The organism is Catenulispora subtropica, assembly GCF_039531675.1.
Classification (GTDB): domain Bacteria; phylum Actinomycetota; class Actinomycetes; order Streptomycetales; family Catenulisporaceae; genus Catenulispora; species Catenulispora subtropica.
Map to the genome: position 1 here is coordinate 79536 of NZ_BAAAQM010000029.1, position 18474 is coordinate 98009.

Below are 18474 nucleotides of genomic sequence, written 5' to 3' on the forward strand. Positions count from 1 at the left end.
CATCACATTGGCTTTCTGGTCGTAGGCTGGTCGAGGTCCTGCGCGCTCAGGCGCACGGTCCCTTCGAGGTACGCCCGCGTGGAGCCGTTGAGCAGCACCTGGTCGCCGCGGGCGACGCATTCGACCTCGATGGTGCGGACCTGGCCGAGGCGGGGTGAGAACTGGTGCGCGCGCAGGGTGTCCTTGCCCAGGCGCGCGGCCCAGTAGGGCACTAGTGCGCAGTGCGCCGAGCCGGTGATCGGATCCTCGGGAATCGCGAGTTTCGGGCCGAAGAACCGGGAGGCGAAGTCGGCCTCACGAGCCGGTGCGGTGACGACTACTCCGCGCAGATCGAGGCGAGCGAGCAGCGGCAGGTCCGGTTCCACCGCCAGCAGTTGCTCGACGTCGTCGAGGACGACGATCCAGTCCATGGACCGCAGCACTGCGGCCGGTTCGACCCCACCGAGGCCGCGCAGGAGCGCCTCGGGGGGGTCGGCCGGCTCGACGTCGAGCGCCGGGAAGGTCATCTGCAGCCCGGACCCCTCGCGCCGCACGACGAGCGGACCGCTCGCCGAGTGGAACGTCACCTCACGGGTTCCCGGTCGCAGCCGGTTCAGGACGGCGTGCGCCGCGGCGAGCGTGGCGTGGCCGCACAGGTCCACTTCCTGCGTCGGGGTGAACCAGCGCAGCTCGAAGCCGTCCTCGGCCGGGACCAGGAACGCGGTCTCGGGCAGGTTGTTCTCCCAGGCGATCGCCTGCATGACCGGTTCCGGCAGCCACGCGTCTAGCGGGCACACCGCGGCGGGGTTGCCCCAGAAGACCCGGTCGGTGAAGGCGTCGATCTGGTACAACGGGAACTCCACGGCTGGAACGGCCGCGGTCGCACTCTGGGTCATGGACACTCCGATCTGTCGATTTCGCATCGGGCGATGGCCGGGCCGGCGGCTCAGACGCCCAGACGCTGCTTGACCTCGGCGAAGAACGGGATGTGCCGATAGTCCTGGTACTGCTCGTCAAATTCGGTGTACCGGTTGGTGAGGTCCAGCAGTCGGGCCCGGACCTGTTCCACCGGCTCGCGGTGGATCTCCGCCTCGATCCGTTCGATCTCGCCGAGAAACACGGTCAGTGCTTCGGGCATGCGCGGCGTCACGCACAGCTTGCCGTCGGCGAACTCCAGACCGCCTGCCTCGGAGAGGTAGTTGAACAGCAACTGCGAGGCGACCGCGTCGTAGTTCGGGCGAGGGATGCCCTCGATCGCGTACCGCAGCAGCCGCTCGGCGAGGATGTATTCGTACGTCAAGAGTGCGTCCTCGCGGGGCAGGCGTGCGTCGTTCAGGCACGCGAGCATCGAGGAAACGTCGGTACGCAGCTCCTCCAGTCCGGCCAACGGCTTGTAGCTCTTGGCCGCCAGATACTCCGGGATCGGCATGTCGCCCTGCCGGTGGTGGTACTCGTGCAGCCGGACCCACCAGGACGAGGCGCGCTCGGCGTCCCGCTCGCCGGCCTCCCGCAGCAGCGGGAAGGAGTCGGGCGACATCACCTCGCGGATCAACGGCCTGGTGAGGCGAAAGTGCCGCTCGACGAACTTGTCGATGAAGTAGAAGACCGAATCCTCAGGGGTCTGTATCCCGTCGATGTGGTTCTCCGGGAACAGCGCCACGACCACGCGGGAGTCGAAGCCCCGTGTCGCCTCTTCAATAACAACCGGCTTCGTAGGGCTGGGATAGCGCAGGGTCAGTGCGGGATCGGCCGGTAGCAGCCGGTACCGCAGGTACTCCAGCGACAGTGACCGGAAGTAGGAGGCGTCAAACAGCGAGAAGATCGTGTTCCCGGTGGCCAGGTTGATGAAGGCTTTCGTCCGGGTCAGGCGCGCCTCGGAGCCATAGTCGCGGCAGTCCTCGACGAACGCCCGCACGGCCGGGTCGCCGGCGAGTACCGGCTCGCCGGCCAGCCGCTCGGCCAGATCGAGGAGGAACTCCGGATCGTGGAACGATCCCCGACGGTCGGCCAGGCGGGCCCTGATCTTGTCGATCGCCTCCACCACCGCGACCGGATCGGCGGACGCCGCCAGAAGCGGGCCGCCAGGCGCCGTCGCGGTCAGCACGGCGAACCCGCCAGCGCATCAACAGGGACCAGCGCGTCAGCGAAGTCCTCCAAGGCCAGGTACCAGGCCCGGGAGTAGCGCTCGGTCAGCGCGAGCAGTTCGGCCTGCGCCGGCTCGTCGGCGGCGGCCACGGTCATCCCGGCGTCCTCGTCGCTGACCGACTTGGCGTGGCCGGTCTCGGCGCGGATGTGCGAATCGATCCAGTCCAAGGCCCCGTCGGCGCCGAACAGCTTGGTCCCATCGACGACGACCTTGGCGTACGCCCGACGGAAGGCCACCGCGATGTCCAGCGCGATGGTCTCTACGACGCGTAGCTGTACCGCCGCGCCGAGCTCGGAGGTGGCCAGCTCGTCCATCAGGGCCACGAGCCCGCTCACCCCCTCGGGGAGGACATCGGTCCCGGCCGCCGGCTCCGGCCCCAAGGCGCCTTCCAGCGGCGCGATGATCGTGTCCGACCACCACAGGTAGTGAACGCCGGCGACGCCGGCCGGGCTGACGGCGCTGAACTCCGGAGCGAAGTTGGCGAAGTCGTCGCCGATGACCTTGTAAGCGGTCTGGTAAGCACCCAACACATCCCGGCTCGGTTCGGCGCCGCGGTGGAAGGCGAGCGCGGCCACGCCCAGGCTCGACACCGTCGTGTACATGAAGGCCCTGGTGACGGCCAGCCACTGGTGGGCCAGGCGGAGCGCGCCGACCGGGTCGACCCGGTCGGCGGCCCGCGCGTCGCCGAAGAACCGGTTCCCGTCCCGGTCCAGGCCGGCGGCATCGATGATCTGGGCGATGCGAGCGTCGAGCGCCGCGGATGTGGAGTGGACTGTTCGGTCGTTATTCACAGATTCTCCCGGATCCCATGGCGGAGATCGGATCCGCCCGGCGGCAGGGAAACCGCGCCGCTTTCGCACATCCGAATTCCTACGTCAATTCTATGGACTAGGTTCGCGCTCGAAATACCCAAGCGACAACGCCCGTCCTGCCGCATGTTCCTGCATGGCAGGAATGCTCTGCGGCGGCACTTGTCATCGGTTCCGGAAAACAGAAGACCGCCGGAGGGAATCAGCATGGCGATTCCCTCCGGCGGCGGCCGGGGCAGGTGGGGTCGGGTAGGGAGGCTGGGTGAGTCGGGGGCGGGTAGGCAGGCTGGACCGAGCGGGTCAGCGGGAGCCAGCCCGGTCCCGATGTGCCGCCGGCTGCAGGATGGCCCGCACCAGGCGCAGCACGCCGAACTCCAGCGGCCCGGCACCGTCGGGCTCGGAACGGATCAGCCCGATCTGCCGGAAGGCGTGCACCGCTCCGGCCAAGCGCACGCGCGCGACCCCGAGCCGCTCGGCTGCCTCGTGCACGCTCCAAGAGCCCGGCAGCGACGCCAGCCCGGAGAGGTACTCCCGATGCTCGGCGCCGAGGGCCCCGAGCATGCCGAGGATCACCGACTCGGGGTCCTCGCCGTCCTCGGCCGGGTGCGAAGCCAACAGCTCCGGCTCGCTGCGTGCCATCTCGGCCAGCTGGTCCAGGCCCACGATGCCGTACCAGGCCGCCGCAGCGGCCAGCGCGCCCGGCAGCCCGTCCAGAGACCGGCAGACCTCGGCCAGCTTCAACAGTACGCGGTCGGAAACCGCATCCGGCGCGGGGAAGCCGGGGATGAGATCGAGCAGCATCCTCAGCGCGGGGGACGCCTCGATCGACGCGCGGTCGTCGGCGCGCGGGACTGGCAGCGGCGTCAGTGCCAGCTGGAAGCCGTTGTCGTCCGACCGGGAGGTCCGCAGGATCCGCAGCCGCGGGCAGTCGCGGAGCAGCGCCCACACCGCCTCGTGGCTGACCGCGCCATCGGCCCCGTTGTCGGCGCCGTCCAGGACGAGCACCGTGTCCTGGTCGCCGATGAGTCCGGCCAGATGCGCGGCCGCGACGTCTGCATCGGGCCGGCGGGACAGCCAGAACACCGGGGCCGCCTGCCCCGAGCGCAACGCCTGCGCGGTGGCGGCCGCCAGCCGCGTCTTGCCCACGCCCCAGAAGCCGGTGATCGAGACGACCCGGCCCTGCGGTGCGGCGAGCTGGCGCAGCAGGATGTCGAGTTCGGCCGCGCGGCCACGCAACGGCGGCCCGGCCATCGGCGCGAGCGGCGTGTCCACGGGAGCGGTCTGGCGGTGGCAGGCGGCCGCCATGCTGAAGGAGATGCGCTCCTCGCCGGTCAGCCGCAGGGCATCGGCCAACAGCCGGACCGTGTCCTTGCGCGGCAATGCCACCTTGCCTTGCTCGAGATTCCGGATCGCCCGCACGCTCACGGCAGACAGCCCCGACAACTCGATCTGCGTCAGGCTGCGCCGACGGCGGTGTTTGGCGAGCTGGGTGGCGAAGTAGGTGTCGTTGGTAATGGTCATGGTGTCCTCCGGGCAGCACGATCAGACGATCCGGCGCCGTCCGGCCTCGGCTCGCACCGCACGGGAGCGGAGCCGGGGCCGGATCGGCCGGGGTTGCTGCTCAGCCCGCCTTCCTGTCGGCGCGGGCGAGGGAGAGTGGCCGCATATCGGTCCAGTTCGTCTCGACGTACTGGAGGCACTCGGCGTGGGAGGCCGGTCCGTGGGCCGGTTCCCAGCCCGCCGGGACCTGGATGCGCTGCGGCCACAGGCTGTGCTGGCCCTCGCCGTTGACGAGCACGAGGAATTCACCTTCTTCGTCGTCGAACGGGTTAAGCATGAATTCATTCCTTTCCGGGTCCGAGTCTTCCGGCGCAGTTCGCGCTCCGTAAGGGATTTCGCCGTCGAGTAAAGTCGATCCGACTTCCCCTGTTTCCATTGTCATTGCCGGGCGCACCGGGGCAACGGCTCGCGGGTGTCAGCAAACTGCATGGCAGTCATCGCCCTGCCTCCACCCCGGCGACCACCGGGGCGGCCAGGACCGCGGGCGGCAGGAACCCGGTTCCGGCCAGCCACTCCACACTCCGGCGGACCGACGCCTCGTCGACGACCGGGAACCGGACGCCGCTGCCGGCCAGGCCGGCGACGAGGCCGTCGCGCGCGTAGTCGGTGGGCAGGCGCCCCTGGCTGTCGCCGTGCCCTTCGCTGAGTACGGCCACGGCCGTCAGCGACGCGACACCATCCGGTCCGCCCGCCCGCGCGGCCAGTTCGACGCGCTGGTTCCACCGTCCGGCGGGCATCGGTTCAAGCCGATAGCCCGCGCTCTCGACGTAGTCGAGCACGTCGTCCCAGCGGGCCGACTGCGGACCGGTGAGGTTGACGACCCGGCCGGTGGCGCCGCACTGCACCGCCAGATGCACGAAAGCCCGGGCCACGACGTCGACCGGCGCCATGTTGTCCAGGTCGGCGTCTGAGGTCTCCCATTCCGGACGAGCGCCGATCGCCACGCAGGCCCGGACATAGTGCCAGAGCGCATCGTGGGTGCTGACAGCGCCCGACCGGGAGTCGCCGACGACCCGGGACAACCGGTACGTCGCCGTAGGGATGCCACGCTCCGACGCCTGCCGGATTAGCGACTCCGCGACCCACTTGCTCTGCGCGTAGGCGCTGTGGCCGAGCAGATCCGGGTCGCTGACCCAGCCCTCGGGCAAGACGTCCGGATCCCCGTCGCGGGCGGCCAGGACGCCGACAGTCGAAACGTAGTGCACCGGCTTGACTCGGCTCCGGGCCGCCAGCCGTAGGACCTCCGCGGTCCCGACCACGTTGGCTGGCTTGAGCAGCGCGTAGGGCTCGGCGTGGTTGACCCGGGCGCCGTTGTGGAAGATCACGTCGATCCGGGCGCCGAGGTCGTCGAACTCCAGCTCCGTCAGCCCGAAGCGCCGGGCCGCGAGATCGCCAGGGACCGCGACGACGCGGTTCGTCCACCGGTCATCCCAGCACCCGTATTGCCGCATGGCCGACCGGATCCTGGCGAAACCCGCCTCGGCGTCGCCAGCCCGCACCAGGCAGTGGACGACGGCATCGGTCTGTTCCAGGGTCTCGCGCAGAATGAACGCGCCGACGAAGCCGGTTGCCCCCGTGAGAAGGACTGCGGAGGGCCGCTCGGTCCGGCCGACGAGGCCGCCGGACGGAACGATGCCGGGGTCGAGGACTGCGTCGGCCAGCAGGTCCGCTCCCGACGGTTCGGCGGTCCCGGCGGTCTCCCCGCCCGCGGCCAGGTGCGCGGCCAAGGCGGCGACCGAGTCGTGTTCGAACACGGCGCTCAGTGCAGGCCGGGTGCCGAGCCGCTCGCCGATCCGCCATACCAGCCGGGCCGCAAGTAGTGAGTGGCCGCCCAGGTCGAAGAAGCCGTCATCGGGCCCCACATGTTCCAGCCCCAGCGTCTGGCTGAAGATCTCGCTCAGGACCCGTTCCAGGTCCGACAGTTCGCGGTCCACGCCGCCGACGCGCGGCTGCGGCTCGGGCAGAGCCGCGCGGTCGAGTTTGCCGTTGACCGTGCGGGGCAGCGCTTCCAGCGCCACGACCGCCGTGGGGACCATGTGCTGCGGCAGCACGCCCGCGACATGGCGGCGCACGCTGTCCTGGTCCGGCTCGGCCCCCGGCTCCGCGACCACGTAGGCCACGATCTGCTTACCGCCGGCGGGGTCCTCGCGCACGATCACCGCCGACTGCGCCACGCCCGCGGCCGTGTCGACGGCCGCGCGCACCTCGCCCAGCTCGACCCGCAGCCCTCGGATCTTGACCTGGTCGTCAACCCGGCCACGGAAAACAAGTTCGCCGTCGGCGCGCCGGATCACGAGGTCGCCCGTCCGGTACATGCGCTCCCCGGGCGCCCCGAAAGGACACGCGACGAACCGATGCGCGGTCAGTCCCGGACGGCGCAGATAACCACGGGCGAGCCCGGCACCGGAGATGTAAAGCTCGCCGACGACCCCGGCCGGAACCTGCCGCAGACGGTCGTCAAGCACGTAGGCGCCTGTGTTCCAGACGGGCCGGCCGATCGGCGCGGCAGGCGGCCAGTCCCCGGGGTCGGCTGGCACCGAGTATGCCGTCACCACATGCGCTTCGGTCGGACCATAGTGGTTGTGCAGGCGGTGCCCGGGCTGCCCGTGGAACCGCGCGAGGCGCTCGGAGAGCATCAGGGCCTCACCGGCCTGGGCCACATCGGCCAGCTCCGCGAGGTCCAGGCCGGCCTCGGCCGCAGCTTCGTAGATCGCGTCGATCACCAGGTCGGGGGCGAAGAGCTCACTGACGCGGCGGTCCCGCAGCCACTGCGCCAACCGTGCGGGTTCGCGCCTGACCTCCTCCGGAGGGACCACCAGACAGGCGCCGATCGCCAGCGTCCCGAGGATCTCCTGGACCGAAACGTCGAAACTGATCGCGGTGAACTGTGCGACCCGGCTTCCCGGCCCGGGGGGCACCGCCTGTGCGTGCCAAGCCACCAGGTTGGCCAACGCCCCGCCGCGCATCGCGACGCCCTTCGGCCGACCCGTCGATCCCGAGGTGTAGATCACGTAGGCCAGATGCTCCGGCGTCAGCGGAGACGTCCGGTCCTGGTCGCCTACGGGTTTCGGCGAGTACCGGCTCGTCAGGGCTTCGTCGATCAGCAGCCGCGGGCCGCTGCCGACGGGAAGCCGATCTGCCTGCTGCCGGTCCGTAAGCACGAGCACCGGGTCCGCGTCCTGGAGCATGTAGGCCAGCCGCTCCGGGGGATAGGCCACGTCCAACGGCAGATATGCTGAACCCGCGACGAGCGTCGCGACAATCCCCACGATCAGGTCGACCGACTTCGGCAAGGCGACGGCGACGATCCGGTCCGGTCCGACGCCCTGTTCCACCAACAAGCGGGCCAGCCGGTTGGCGCGGTCGGCGAGTTCTTGGTAGCTCAGCATCTCGTCGCCGTACTCGACGGCAGGCTGGTGCGGAGTACGCCGAACTTGGGCGGCAAACATCTCCGGCCAAGTGTGGGCGCTCAGCTCGCGGACCGGCCCATTCTCGAGCCGTGGCAGTTCCGCACGCTCGTCGGGCCGCAGCACGTCCACCTCGGACACCGGCGTACCGGGCTCGGCCGCCAGCACCGTGAGCAGCGCACCGAGCCGGTCGGCGATGGCCTGCGCCGTCGAACGGTCGAAGAGGTCCGCAGCGAACTCCAACGCGCCACGCAGCCCTCCAGTCTCCGGATCGGGCTCGAAGCCGAAGAGCAGATCGAACTTCGCGGTGCCCTCTCCCACGTCGGCGACCTCGCGAACGGTCAGGCCCGTCATCGCGTACTCCGGATCGGCGGTGTTGCGGTACAGCAGCATCACTTGGAACAGCGGGTGCCGCCCGCGCGAGCGCGCCGGATTGAGAAGTTCCACCAGACGCTCGAACGGCAGATCTTGGTGGTGGAAGGCGGCCAGGTCCGCCTCGCGGACCCGGGCGACCAGTTCGCCGAACGTCACCTCGCCCGAGGTGTCGGTGCGCAGAACCAGGGTGTTGACGAAGAAACCGATGAGGTTCTCCATCGCAGGTTCCGCGCGTCCGGCCACGGCCGTGCCGACGGGAATGTCGCTCCCGGCGCCGAGCCGGTTCAGGAGCACCGCCAGGGCGGCCTGGAGCACCATGAACACGGTCGCGTCCTGGGCGCGGGCCAGCTCCTCGACCCGCTCGCGAGTAACGGCGCCGACGTCGAACAGGACCACGTCGCCACGGTGCCCAGCCACCGCCGGACGCGGCCTGTCGGCGGGCAGCGTCAGTTCTTCGGGCAGTCCGTTCAACATCCGGCGCCAGTACGTGGACTGGGCTGCCAGAACACTGTCAGGATCGTCCTCGGCGCCCAGTCGTTCGTGTTGCCACAGCGTGTAGTCCGCGTATTGAAGGGGCAGCGGCGCCCAATCAGGGCTTTCGCCCCGTGTCCGGGCGCTGTACGCCCGGGCCAGATCACGGGACAGCGGTCCGAAGGAGGACCCGTCAGCCACGATATGGTGGACTAGCAGGACGAGGACATGCTCGCGCGGGCCGGCCGACAGCAGTTCGGCCCGGAGCGGAGGCCGCGTGGAGATGTCGAAGACATACTCGCAAGCTCTTGTGATCCCGGCCCTGAGCTGCGAGCTGTCGACCGACTGGACGTGGAAGTCCGGCCGCACGCCGCTCGCGGGCAGAATCCGCTGGTAGGGCTCCCCTTCCGCGCTCTCGAACACAGTACGCAGGCTCTCGTGCCGCATCATGAGGTCGCCCACCGCGTCCCGCAGCGCAGGGGCATCGACCGGTCCGATCAGCTCCAGAACAAGCGGCAGGTTGTAGAGAGGACTGGGCCCCTCCAACTGCTCGATGAACCACAATCGGCGCTGGGCGGATGACAGCGGGATCCGCGACGGACGCTCGACGGGACCCAGTGGCCTGCCTGCGTCCTTCGCGGCCGGGATGGTCCCGAGGCGGGCTGCCATGGCGCTCGGCGTCGGCACCTCGAAGACCGACCGCACCCCGAATTCGACCCCGTATTCGGCGCGCACCCGTGCGGCCAACGTCGCCGCCAGCAACGAATGCCCGCCAAGCTCGAAGAAGGAGTCGTCGACTCCGACCCGCGAGACGCCCAAGACCTCGGCGAACAGTCGGCACAGCCCGATTTCTATCGGGGTGGCAGGGTGCTGGCTCCCGGCGGCCGTCTCGTACTCGGGGGCGGGCAAGGCTTGGCGGTGCAGCTTGCCGTTCGAGTTCAGCGGCAGGACGTCAAGCACGACGAAGGCGGATGGGACGATCGCCGGCGGCAGGATTGCGGCGACGTGGGCACGCAGTTCCGCCGGTTGGGGACGTTCGGTTCCGGCGGGGACCACGTAGGAGACCAGCCGGCGGTCGCCCGGGAGGTCCTCGCGGACCAGAGTCGCCGCCTTGGCGACGGCGGGGTGGCGGCACAGGACCGCGTCGATCTCTCCCGGCTCGACCCGCACGCCGCGGATCTTGACCTGGTCGTCCACCCGTCCGGCGAAGACGAGGCGGCCCTGACGATCCCACTTCACCAAATCGCCGGTCCGGTACATGCGGTTACCAGGCCCACCGAACGGGTTGGCGACGAAGCGCTGCGCGGTGAGCCCGGGCCGGCCGAGATATCCGCGTGCCAGGTTGGCCCCGGCGAGGTAGAGTTCGCCGGTTACGCCGACCGGGACCGGACGTAGTTCGGTGTCCAGCACATAGGTTTGGCAGTTCCACAGGGGATGCCCGATCGGTGCCACGGCCGGCCAACGTTCCCGGTCCCGTGGAAGCGTGAGGCCGGTGATGACGTGTGTCTCCGAAGGGCCGTAGTGGTTGTGCAGGACGACCTTCGGCCGCCTGCGGTGGAACTCGCGCACGTCGTCGGTCAGGTGCAGCGGTTCGCCACCCTGCATGACGGCCTCGAGCCGGTCCAGTGCGACGTCCTGCTCGCGCGCGGCCTGGTACACGGCCCGGACCACCAGGTCCGGCGCGAAGAACTCGGTGATGCCCTGCCGGTCCAGCCACAGGGCCAACGCGGCGGGATCGCGGCGCACATCTTCGGGCGGGACAACGACGGTGCGTCCAGTGAAGAGCGCGGAAAGGATCTCCTGCTCGTAGGCGTCGAAACTGATCGCGCTGAACTGCGACACCCGCGCGCCGGGCTTGGCGGGGATCTCCGCGGCCTGCCAGGAGAGCAGGTTCATCAGGACCAGCGCCGTCACCAGCACGCCCTTGGGCCGGCCGGTCGAACCCGAAGTGTAGATGATGTAGGCCGGAGAGTCCGGGGTCAGGGATGCGGACAGGTCGGCGACGGCCGGGTCGGAGACAGGGCGGCGCTCCAGATCCCCGATCGTGTCGGCGCGGTCCAGCACAATGGTCTCGTAGCCCGGAAAACGGTCCACGAAGTCCTCGACGGTCACCACGAGCGAGGGCTGGGCGTCCGCGAGGATGTAGGCGACCCGGTCCGCCGGGTACTCCGAGTCAATGGGCAGATACACCGCACCAGCCTTGAAGACGCCCAGCATGACCGAGACCAGGGCTGCGGAACGCGGCACCATGACCGCGACCCGGCACTCAGGACCGGCGCCGCGGGCAAGTAGCAGGTGCGCGAGGCGGTTCGCCCGTTCGTTGAGGTCCGCGTAGCTCCATACCGCGTCGGAGGCCTCGACAGCGATGGTGGCCGGGGTGCGCCCCACCTGATCGGTGAACATGCCCGGCAGGCCCTCGGCCTCAAGCGCCTTCTCCACACCCTGCCAGTCCCGCAGCACCAGCGCGCGCTCCCGTTCGCCGAGCAGGTCAACGTCGCGGACGCGAAGGTCCGGCTGGGCGGCCACGGCTTCCAGGAAGCGGACGAGCCGGGCGGCGAGCGTTTCCACCGTCTCGCGGTCGAAGAGCTCCGTGTCGTACTCAATCGCGCCGCGCAGACCCGCGTTCCCGGACAGCTCGGTCACCCCGAAGGTGAGGTCGAACTTGGCCACCGCCCCGTTCACGGCGACGGTCTCGGTCCGCAATCCGGGAAACGCTCCGTCCGCCCCGGCCACGGTATCGGGCTGCCAGCCGAACATCACCTGGAACAGCGGATGGCGCCCCGGCGAGCGCGGCGGGTTCACCGCCTCGACCACCATGTCGAAAGGCACGTCTTGGTGGCCGAACGCCCCGAGGTCCGCCGCCCGGACCCGCTTCACCAGTTCGGTGAACCGCGGGTCGCCGGACACGTCGGTCCGCAGCGGCAGCGTGTTCACGAAGAAGCCGACGAGGTCTTCCAGTGCCTCGTCGGACCGTCCGGTGACCACTGTGCCCAGGACGATGTCCTCGCCGGCGCCCAGCCGGGACAGAACGGCGGCCAACGCGGCCTGCACCGCCATGAACGTCGAGGCGCCGACCGATCGGGCGCGCTCCGCGAGCGCGGTATGGACGGACGCACCGATCCGGAAGCGGACGGTGCCGGCCCGGTGATGGCCGGACTCCCCCTGACGCGGCCGATCGCGGCCCAACTCCAGTTCCTCGGGCAGGTCCGCGAGGGTCGTGCGCCAGTATCCGAGCTGCCGGGCCGCCAGGCTGGCCGCGTCGTCCGGGTCGCCGAGGAGGTCGCGCTGCCACAGCGCGTAGTCCGTGTAATCGACTGCCAGTGGCCGGAATTCTGGCTCCTCGCCGCGAAGCCGCTGGGCGTACGCCTCGGACAGATCGCGCAGCAGCGGCTGATCGGACCAGGCGTCGGTGGCGATGTGGTGAATCACCAGCGACAGAACATACTCGTCGGCAGCGATCCGGAAGAGCTTCGCGCGCATCGGGAGATCGATCGACAGGTCGAAGGGCCGGGCCTGCTCTGTCATGAGCATTGCGGCGAGATCGGCCTCGGCCAAGTCAGTTACCGTCAGCTCGGGCGCACAGTCCTCGGGAGCGAGAACGGACCGCTCGGGCTCGCCAGCTCGCCCCGGAAAAAACGACCTCAGCGGTTCGTGCCGGACCACGACATCCCGCAACGCTGCCCGAAGGGCTTCAGGGTCCACAGGACCGCTGACTCTGAGTGCCACGGGGACGTTGTAGGCACCGGACGGGCCCTCTGCCTGGTCGAGGAACCACAGCCGGCGCTGGGCATAGGACAGTTCGGTCACGGGTTCGCTCCTGATCGCGGCGGGTCGGACCGGCATCGCCGGCCGAACGTCAGCGGACGGTGTGCTAGCAGGCTCGGTCACCACCCGCCGACCGCACAATCACCGGACCCCGGCAACAAGCTGCACGGCAGGTGTTGACGCCGAAGCTCGGTCCGCGGCACCGGCAAGCACATCGGCGGCACATTCGCCGACGCCGGGCTTTCCCGGTCCGGCCCACTGGCACAGTGAGCACGCGGGGTGGCTCTTCCATTGGGCGGAAGACTCGCGGCTGGGAAAGGAACGTTAGGGCCGATGTCACAGGCAACGCTCGTCGAAGACAAGTCTCGGGCGCCACGCTCGCTGTGGCGCAACCGCGACTTCCTGCTGCTTTGGTCCGGTCAGACGGCCGGAGCGGTGGGACCGCAGATCACCCTGGTCGCCCTGCCGCTGATCGCGCTGCGGGAGCTGCGCGCGAGCACGTTCGACGTCTCGTTGCTGACGTTCTTCGGCTGGCTGCCCTTCCTCGTGTTCTCGTTGCCCGCCGGCGTGCTGGCGGACCGGTGGGACCAGCGCAGAATCATGATCTGCTGCGATCTGACCCGGCTGGTGCTGCTGACCAGCCTCCCGGTGCTGAGCCTGGCGGGCCTGCTCGACCTGTGGTCGATGTATGCGGTAGTCACAGCGACCGGGTTCCTGACGGTTCTGTTCACCGTGGCCTACCGCAGCCAGCTGCCGAAGCTGATCTCGGGCAGCCAGTTAGTGGACGGCAACGGCAAGCTGGGGATGAGCGAGTCCCTGGCCGAGATGATCGGCCCGTCCATCGGCGGCTTGCTGGCCGGTGTGGTCGGCGCGTCCCGCGCCCTCTATGGCAATGTGACCACCTACGCGATCAGCGCTCTGGCACTCCGCATGATCCGGGAACCCGCGCAACCGGCAGGCACAACCGCGCCCAGCGATGAGCCCGACGCGGCCAGTAGCACGGGTGCGACCCAGACGGCCGACGACGAGCCCGAGACGGTTCGTGCCTCGATCAAGAGCGGGCTCGCCTACGTCCTGCACGAACGGGTCCTGCGCGCTCTTCTGATCTGCACCAGCCTCTCCAACTTCTTCGTGATCGCTGTCTCGGCCATCGGAGTCGCCTATCTGGCCCGGACGCTGCACGCGGCTCCGGTGGCGATCGGGCTGACGTTCACCGGCGGCGCGGTCGGCGGCCTTGTCGCCGGCGGTCTCGCCGCGCGAGTGTCGCGGCGGGTCGGCAGCGCCCGGATCATCTGGCTGTCGATGGCGGTCCCCGGCCCCTTCTACCTGCTGATGCCGCTGGCGCGGCCGGGCTGGGGTGTCGCCCTGTACGCCGTCGGCACGGCCGCCTACGCGGCAGCGGTGACCTTCTTCAACGCCTCAGCCATCTCCTACCGCCAGACCGTCTGCCCGCCACGCCTGCTGAACCGGGTCAACTCCGCCTACCTGTGGCTGGCTTACGGCAGCCTCCCGCTCGGCTCGCTGTTCGGCGGCGCGCTCGGCACGGCGCTCGGTCTGCGGACGACGGTGCTGGTCTGCGTGCTCGGCGCGTGGGCGGTGTCGCTGTTCGTCATCTTCTCTCCGCTGCGCGGCATGCGCGACATTCCCGAAGCGGCGCCGTCGGCGACGTGATCGGGCGGCGCCGCCGCTCCGGCCGGAGATCCGCGCCCTTGAGAAAGGAACAACCATGGAGGACATCCGGCGTGAAGTCGGCCTGGTGCGCCGTGCGGATGGACGCCGCTTCGCCGTCAAACTCGCGATCCTGGCTGTCCTGACAGCCGGTGGCGTCGGCCTCATCACCGTCGGTTCGCCCTGGAGCACGGCCGCGGGGATCGTGCTGTGCGGACTGATGTACGCCCACGCCGTGGAACTGCAGCACGAGGCCCTGCACGGGATCGGGTTCCGGACCATGCGGGCCAACACGGTGGCCGGCATCCTGTTGGGACTTCCGCTGCTGACATCGTTCGCTGCTTATCAGGCCTCACATATGCGACACCACCGGCTGTTGGGGACGCCACAGAATAAGGAGTTCTTCGACTACGGAGACCAGTACGGCGCCGGTACCGGCAACAGATTCCACCGGACGCTGCTGTGGGTCTACCGGTTCTCGATGGTCTCGCACTTCCTCGGGTTCTTCTGGACGGCCGGGAAACTGGCCGCCGGACGAACACTTTCTGAGGAGAAGCCGACCGCGATGCGCGGGATCCGCCGGGACTACGCGATCATGATCGCGCTGATCGTCACCGTTGTGGCGGCGACCCTGGTCACCGGCAGCCGGCTCGCCCTGTGGATCTGGCTAGCGCCATTGGCGGTGGCTGGCCCGGTCCACGCCGCGATCGAGTTCCCGGAACACTACCGGTGCCAAACTCTCACCACCGACGTGTTCCAGAACACCCGGACCATCCGGTCGAACCGGCTGGCCGCGTGGTTCACGAACGGCAACAACTTCCACGTCGAGCACCACCTGATGCCCAGCCTCCCGATCCATCAGCTCGGCGAGCTGCACGGCAGGCTCAAGGGCCGGCACCACTACTACCACCGGACGTATCGGGACTTCATCCGCTCCCTGCGCGCGCCGCAAGGCACGCGCCCGGATGTGCTCACAGAACTCTCCCAGGCCTTCGCCCAGGCCCCGTCTCGGTCCCGATGAGGGATTCCGGTTCCGGAAGGAGGCCCTCGGATGGCCGTCAAGACCCTGTATGAATGGTTCGCGGAGAGCGCCCGCCAGCATCCCGAACAGATCGCGCTGATCACCGACGACCGTACGGTCACCTATTCCGGGCTGCGCGACGCGGCCGCGCGAGTGGCTCACGACCTCGGTCCGGCACGACCGAAGGTCGGGCTGCTGGCATCGCGCAGTCCGGTCGACTACGCGGCCTATCTCGGCATACTGCGCGCGGGCGGCACGGTGGTGCCGCTCAACGCCGCGCACCCGGCGGACCACAACCGCCGGGTCGCTGCCGCCGCGGGCCTGGATCTGATCGTCGCTGACCGGAGCCTGGACCAGGCTGCGGTGGCGGAGCTCGGTGTGCCGACGGTCCTGCTGAACCGGCGTGACTTGTTCGCAGATGCCATGGACCCGGCCGACACCGAGCCAGCCCGCCGCACCGATCCGGACGACGTGGCCTACATTCTGTTCACGTCGGGATCGACGGGGACGCCGAAGGGTGTGCCGATCCGGCACCGCAACCTCGACGCCTTCCTCCGCCACAACATCGGCCGCTACGAAGTCGTCCCCGGCTGCCGGCTCTCCCAGACCTTCGACCTGACCTTCGACCCTTCGGTCTTCGACATGTTCGTCGCCTGGGGCGGCGGAGCCACGCTCGTCGTCGCCTCCCGCGCGGAGCTGCTGGACCCGGTCGCCTTCGTCAGAAAGCGGGGGATCACGCACTGGTACTCCGTGCCGTCGATCATCTCGATGGCCGCGCGGGCCGGAGGGTTGCCGACCGGATCGATGCCCACGGTGCGCTGGAGTCTGTTCGCCGGGGAGCGGTTCTCCCTCGAACAGGCCAGGGCATGGGCCGACGCGGCACCGGCCAGCCTCGTGGAGAACCTCTACGGTCCGACCGAGCTGACCATCACGGTGACCGCCTACCGGTTGCCGGCTGAACGCGCGAACTGGCCGAACAGCAGCAACGGCAGTGTTCCGATCGGCCGGATCCTGCCGCACCTCGACCACCGGATATCGGACGAGGGGGAACTCCAGGTCCGAGGGCCGCAGCGGTTCTCCGGTTACCTGGACCCGGCCGACGATGCCGGACGTTTCGCGCGGGATCGCGCCGGAGAGAACGAGGGCCGCCCCGGCCCGGACGCCTGGTACTGCACCGGCGACCGGGTGACCGTGGAGGCCGGCGAACTGGTCCACCAGGGCAGGCTCGACAACCAGGTCAAGATCCAGGGCCGCCGGCTGGAGCCGGAGGAGGTGGAGGCCGCTCTGCGAGCGCACACCAGCCTGGTCGAGGTGATCGTCGTGGCCGTCGCGGACGCGGACGGACACCAGTACCTGGTCGCAGTGCACGCCGGTCCGCTCAGCGGGCTGGACACGTTCCGCGCGAGCGTCCCGTCGCATTTCGTACCGCAACGGTTCCTCCAGGTCGACGCGATCCCGCTCAACTCGCATGGCAAGGCCGACCGCAGACAGTGCCGCACATGGGCGTCCGAGGCGGCCTCCCAGAAGGCGGCTCCGCTGCCGACACCACCTCCGGCAAGCCCGCAAACCTCCGACGGCGATGCTCCTGAGTCGGCACACCGAGACGCGGCGGCCGCCCTGTTGCAGATCTTCCGAACCCAGTTGGCCGCGCCGGGCCTAGGCCCCGACGACGGTTTCTACGCCTTCGGCGGCGACTCCCTTATCGCGGTGCGCGTAGTCGTCGAGGCCCGGAGCCAGGGCCTGCCCCTGTCGTTGGGCACACTGCTGGCGCATGAGACGGTCAACGCGATCGTCGCGCAGCTCGCGTCCGCGGCGGCCGCCGAGAATCCGGCCGGGGACGACCAGAACGCCGAGCCGATGGCTGACTCCCCCTTCGCCCTTCTGTACCCCCCGGAACGAGATCTCGTCCCGGCCGGTGTCGAGGACGCACTTCCTGCCTCGTCGCTCCAGGCCGCAATGGTCTTCCTCGCCGCGACCGGAGCCGTCCCGATGGCCTACCACCTCGCCGACGGCTGGGAGGTGGACGCGCCGTTCGACGAGGGCTGTTTCCGCACCGCACTCAGCGGCCTCGCCCGCCGCCACCCGGCGCTGCGCGCCGCGTTCGATGTCACCACGTTCACCGAGCCCACGCAGCTGCTGTGGCGGGACGCCGAGCCGCCGCTGACCGTCGACCACGCGGCCGACCCCGAGCAGGCCGACCTGCTGCAGGACGACTGGCTGGGGCGCCGCGCCGGGCTGCCGTTCGAGCTCGGCTCCCCCCGGCTGTTGCGGTGCCACGTGACAGTGCTGCCCGGATCGTTCCGGATCGTCCTGGCGGTCCACCACGCGATCGCCGACGGCTGGAGCCTGAGCCGGCTGGCGGTGGACCTGATGGTCCTCTACCACTCGGCGCTGGGACTGGATTCACCGGACCTGCCCGAGCCGCCGGCCACCGTGTGGCACGAATTCGTGCGGGCCGAGCGGTCCGCCGCGGCGGACCCACAGGCCCGGGCGCACTGGCTGAACCAGGCCGACGCGCCCGCGCTGCTGCCCGGCCGGCGGACGGACGTGCCGAATCCGAGCGGCACGCTGGCCTTCGAGCTCGACGCCGCACAGGTCGAAGGGCTGTCCGCGACGGCTCGGCGGCTCGGAGCGCCCCTGAAATCCGTAGCGCTGGCGGCCCATGTGAAAGCCCTGGCGCAGTGGACTGGACGCGAGCACGATCTGGTGACCGGCCTGGGCTTCCACACCCGCCCGGTCCGTCCGGGAGCCGATCTTGCCGTCGGGCTGTTCGTCAATGCCCTGCCGTTGCGTGTCGCCGAACTGCCGGAGACCTGGGCCGGGCTTGTCGGCGCCGTTGCCGCCGCGGAACGTGCGGGCGTCCCCCATCAGGCCTTCCCGCAGGCCAGGATCGTTCAACTGCTGGGCCGTCCGGCCTTCGACGTGGTCTTCAATTTCATGAATTTCCACGCACTGGACGAGATACGCGATCTGTCGGGGCTCCCGATGCGCGACCGGTGGCACACCGGGCGGACGACGTTCCCGCTCCACGTGAACCTGCAACTCCTCGGCAGCGGCGCCGAGGTCCGGATCGGCTTCGACCCGTCGTTGTTCGCCGCGGAACGGATCGGGCGCTTCGCTGCCCTGATGCAGGACGCCCTCCGCTCGGTCGTCGGCGCGCGGTCCGACGCCGCGGATCGACCGGAACTGCCGCTGACGTGCCCCTCGTGGTTCCCCTCCGGGGCTGCGGGCGACCCTATCGTGGTCGCGTGATCGACGACTGGATCAGGACTC

Annotated in this window: 9 protein-coding genes; 3 read left to right on the forward strand and 6 right to left on the reverse strand. The window is 69.8% G+C overall.

What is annotated here, in order from left to right:
• Positions 1 to 2 precede the first annotated feature (2 nt).
• The 6 genes from ABD466_RS24475 to ABD466_RS24500 form a co-directional block, all read right to left on the reverse strand.
• Positions 3 to 875 carry a PhzF family phenazine biosynthesis protein gene (locus ABD466_RS24475; RefSeq protein WP_344659493.1) on the reverse strand — a complete coding sequence of 291 codons (873 nt, stop codon included), beginning with the start codon at positions 873 to 875 and terminating at the stop codon, positions 3 to 5.
• A 50-nt stretch (positions 876 to 925) separates the two neighbouring features.
• A complete protein-coding gene (locus ABD466_RS24480; RefSeq protein WP_344659494.1) occupies positions 926 to 2083 on the reverse strand; it encodes a DUF6421 family protein in 1158 nt (385 codons plus the stop codon).
• On the reverse strand, positions 2077 to 2916 hold the full coding sequence (locus ABD466_RS24485; RefSeq protein ID WP_344659495.1) for a DUF6202 family protein: 840 nt from the start codon (positions 2914 to 2916) through the stop codon (positions 2077 to 2079). The genes ABD466_RS24480 and ABD466_RS24485 overlap by 7 nt, the downstream gene beginning before the upstream one ends.
• 318 nt (positions 2917 to 3234) lie before the next feature.
• The gene (locus ABD466_RS24490; RefSeq protein WP_344659496.1) at positions 3235 to 4455 is read right to left on the reverse strand and encodes a helix-turn-helix domain-containing protein; all 1221 of its coding nucleotides are present in this window, start codon (positions 4453 to 4455) and stop codon (positions 3235 to 3237) included.
• 100 nt (positions 4456 to 4555) lie between these two features.
• Positions 4556 to 4771, reverse strand: a complete 216-nt coding sequence (locus tag ABD466_RS24495) for an MbtH family protein (protein ID WP_344659497.1) — start codon at positions 4769 to 4771, stop codon at positions 4556 to 4558.
• 157 nt (positions 4772 to 4928) lie between these two features.
• Positions 4929 to 12590 (reverse strand): non-ribosomal peptide synthetase, encoded by a 7662-nt coding sequence (locus tag ABD466_RS24500; protein WP_344659498.1) that lies wholly within the window; start codon positions 12588 to 12590, stop codon positions 4929 to 4931.
• Between the two features lie 255 nt (positions 12591 to 12845).
• On the opposite strand from ABD466_RS24500, the gene ABD466_RS24505 reads away from it, so the two are divergent.
• The 3 genes from ABD466_RS24505 to ABD466_RS24515 are packed head-to-tail and all read left to right on the forward strand — an operon-like array spanning position 12846 to position 18453.
• Positions 12846 to 14183, forward strand: coding sequence for an MFS transporter (locus ABD466_RS24505; RefSeq protein WP_344659499.1), 1338 nt, complete (start codon positions 12846 to 12848; stop codon positions 14181 to 14183).
• A 55-nt stretch (positions 14184 to 14238) separates the two neighbouring features.
• Positions 14239 to 15201 carry a fatty acid desaturase family protein gene (locus ABD466_RS24510; protein WP_344659500.1) on the forward strand — a complete coding sequence of 321 codons (963 nt, stop codon included), beginning with the start codon at positions 14239 to 14241 and terminating at the stop codon, positions 15199 to 15201.
• 30 nt (positions 15202 to 15231) lie between these two features.
• The gene (locus ABD466_RS24515) at positions 15232 to 18453 is read left to right on the forward strand and encodes an AMP-binding protein (protein WP_344659501.1); all 3222 of its coding nucleotides are present in this window, start codon (positions 15232 to 15234) and stop codon (positions 18451 to 18453) included.
• The last annotated feature ends 21 nt before the right edge of the window (positions 18454 to 18474 follow it).

Excerpts from the sequence above, each read along its gene's own strand:
- ABD466_RS24475 (WP_344659493.1), bottom strand. The coding sequence starts at position 875 with ATGACCCAGAGTGCGACCGCGGCCGTTCCAGCCGTGGAGTTCCCGTTG.
- ABD466_RS24490 (WP_344659496.1), bottom strand. The coding sequence starts at position 4,455 with ATGACCATTACCAACGACACCTACTTCGCCACCCAGCTCGCCAAACAC.
- ABD466_RS24495 (WP_344659497.1), bottom strand. The coding sequence starts at position 4,771 with ATGCTTAACCCGTTCGACGACGAAGAAGGTGAATTCCTCGTGCTCGTC.
- ABD466_RS24500 (WP_344659498.1), bottom strand. The coding sequence starts at position 12,590 with ATGCCGGTCCGACCCGCCGCGATCAGGAGCGAACCCGTGACCGAACTG.
- ABD466_RS24505 (WP_344659499.1), top strand. The coding sequence starts at position 12,846 with ATGTCACAGGCAACGCTCGTCGAAGACAAGTCTCGGGCGCCACGCTCG.
- ABD466_RS24510 (WP_344659500.1), top strand. The coding sequence starts at position 14,239 with ATGGAGGACATCCGGCGTGAAGTCGGCCTGGTGCGCCGTGCGGATGGA.
- ABD466_RS24515 (WP_344659501.1), top strand. The coding sequence starts at position 15,232 with ATGGCCGTCAAGACCCTGTATGAATGGTTCGCGGAGAGCGCCCGCCAG.